This window comes from Actinomycetota bacterium (assembly GCA_036280995.1).
Taxonomy (GTDB): Bacteria; Actinomycetota; CALGFH01; order CALGFH01; family CALGFH01; genus CALGFH01.
Genome location: DASUPQ010000517.1, coordinates 1 through 2513 on the forward strand (window position 1 = coordinate 1; position 2513 = coordinate 2513).

General features: G+C 68.2%; 3 protein-coding genes. 1 reads left to right on the forward strand and 2 read right to left on the reverse strand.

The genetic code is table 11. The annotated features are described in order from the left end of the window. On the reverse strand, positions 1-735 hold a 735-nt coding region (locus VF468_17465; GenBank protein HEX5880080.1), incomplete at its 3' end, for a PRC and DUF2382 domain-containing protein. Positions 736-830: 95 nt separating this feature from the next. Continuing rightward, entirely contained in the window at positions 831-1619 is a 789-nt protein-coding gene (locus VF468_17470; GenBank protein ID HEX5880081.1) for a hypothetical protein, read from the reverse strand. A 380-nt stretch (positions 1620-1999) separates the two neighbouring features. On the opposite strand from VF468_17470, the gene VF468_17475 reads away from it, so the two are divergent. Continuing rightward, on the forward strand, positions 2000-2513 hold a 514-nt coding region (locus VF468_17475; protein ID HEX5880082.1), incomplete at its 3' end, for a sigma-70 family RNA polymerase sigma factor.

Below are 2513 nucleotides of genomic sequence, written 5' to 3' on the forward strand. Positions count from 1 at the left end.
GACCTCCTCCTTGCGGACGCCCTCGGTGACCTCGCGCTGCTCGGTGACCGTGTCCTTGTCGAGCCGCACGCGCTCCTTCGGAACGGCGCGCTTGTCGACCACGACCTCCTCCTCGTGCAGCACGACCTCGTGCTCCTCTTCGGAGATGCCCGGGCCATCCAGCGCCTCGTCGACGTTGCCGTCGGTGATCGGCTCGCGCTCGACGCGGATCTCCTCGCGGCGTACCGGCACCGTCTCGGTGACCTCGTCCTCGACGACGTACTTGCGCAGCCGCACGCGGCCGGCCTCACGCTCGGTCGTGCCGACGCGCAACTCCTCCTCCGAACGCGTCATCGCGTCATCCGTGGTCGGCCCGGAGGTGTCCCGACCAACCGTGTCGTCGGTGCCGGCGGGCAGGCCGCTGTCGGAGCGGTGCTCGCTGTAGTCGAGGCCGTAGTGGCGGTACAGCTCGGCCTCGTCGTCCTGGGAGAGGCTCCCGTCGGCCTCCATGCTGGGAGCGTCGGTGACCTGCTGCTTGTCGTAGGGCACCTGAACGCTGTCACCCATGTCCTGGGCCTGGGCGAGCGGCACGAAGGCGGCCTTGGCGGAGAACAGGCCCCTGGTGACCGTGGCCCACTCGGGCTGGCCGGTCTCGTCGTCCAGGTAGATGGCGTCGATGGTGCCGAGCTTGTCGCCGGCCGGGTCGACCATGGGGCGGCCCTGCCAGCTCTGGACGGTGTCGATGCTTGGTGGCATGCAACTTCCCTTCTGTGGTGTGCGATGGCTGGTTGGTTGGCGGACGGGACGCCTCGGCCCGGTGTCCTGTCGAGGCGTCCCGCCGTCTGGACGGCCTAGCGGTCCCGGCGTAGCCGGCCGGGCCGCTGGGCCGCGAACTCCTGGGTCCCGGTGTCGGCGTAGACCGCAGCTCCGTTTCCCTCATCGGAGGAGAACTGCTGGGCCTGCTGCCTGAGCTCGGGGGCGCGCTCCTCGGCCTTGGTGGCGGTGCGTTCCCAGTAGCGCTGCATGGTCTTGATCCCGCCGCCGCCGATGGCGACCACGGCCGACCCGACCACGATGGCCAGGATGGCGTACCACAGGCCGGTCACGATCCGGGGGGCGATCTGCAACTGGTCCAGGGCGGCGAAGGCCCCGAACACCAGGACCGCGATGCCGGCCCCCTTGGCCATGACCTGTCCACCAGAGACGCTCGAGAGCAGGTTGGACAGCAGATCGGTGGCTGCCTTGGCGATGGCCGCGGCAACCACGATGATCACGATGGCCACGAACACGTTGGGCAGGTAGGCGATCAGGCCCTGGAGCAGGTCGCTGATCGGGTTGGGCCCGAACACCCCAAAGGCGATCTGGAGGGTGACCAGGAAGATCAGCCAGAAGGCCAGCTTGGCGATGATGTCAGACGGGTCGTATTTGCTCCTGGCCAGGGCCTGCTTGAGGCCACCGCGTTCCACGGCCCGGTCGAACCCGACCCGTTCCAGGACCTTGTTGAGGACGGAGGCGACGACCTTGGCGATCAGGTAGCCGACCAGGATGATGACCAGGGCGGCGGCCAGCTTCGGTACGAACGTGATCACGTTCGACCAGGCGCTGGTGACGCCACCCTGGAAGTCGACGGCAAGCGGCATTTGGGAGCTCCTTGGCTCAGGTTGGGACACGGGCCGTGCACGCGGGCAGTCAGGCAACCGCGGCGCGGTCGAAACGGGAGTTACCTGGTACGTCGAGGCAACGCACCTACAGCGACGGTGACGTCGCACGAAGGATGAGCTGCCCACACGGCCTCGGGATGGGTGATCCCTGCGACGGCTGGACGGGACCGACCCTCGATTGGAACTCCTAACGGTTCCTCGTCAGGCCCGGTGCTCGAGGCCCTGTGGGAGGGGACCAGCTGACCATCGAAGCCTACTGGGGGCCAGGGGATGGCACATCCCCCCGGTGGGGTGAGTACGGGGGTGAGATCGAGGGGGCCGGTAGCGGCCACCGAACTGGATCTCACCCCAGCGAGGGGATGACCGATCACCCCAATGGGGCCGAAGGTCCCCTCGGAAAGCAAATGAAAGAAGCGACAGTGCAACAGGGCGCCACCACCAGTCTCAGAGCACGACACGCCACCGGCCAGGACGGTGCGATCGCCGAGGTCTACGCTGCGCTCAGCCCGATGGTGCTCGGATACCTCCGAAGGCTCGTCCCCCACGACGAGGCCGAAGACGTCCTGCAGCATGTCTTCTACGAGGTCTGGCGCCACAAGGATCGCTACGACCCTTCCAGAAGTCTGGGAGCGTGGGTGTTGGGCATCGCCAACAAACGGGCGATCGATCACGTTCGCCGGCGGCGCCGCACGGCGGTCCCGGTCGAGGAGCTGTACGGCATCGCCGGCGAGGACGGCCGAGAGCTGGCCGAGCGTTACGTGCGGGCGAGCGAGGTCCGCGACGCGCTCAGCCGCCTGCCTGACGAGCAGCGCGAGGTACTGAGGCTGGCCTACTTCGGCGACTGCACCCAGGCCCAGATCGCCGCCCAGCTGG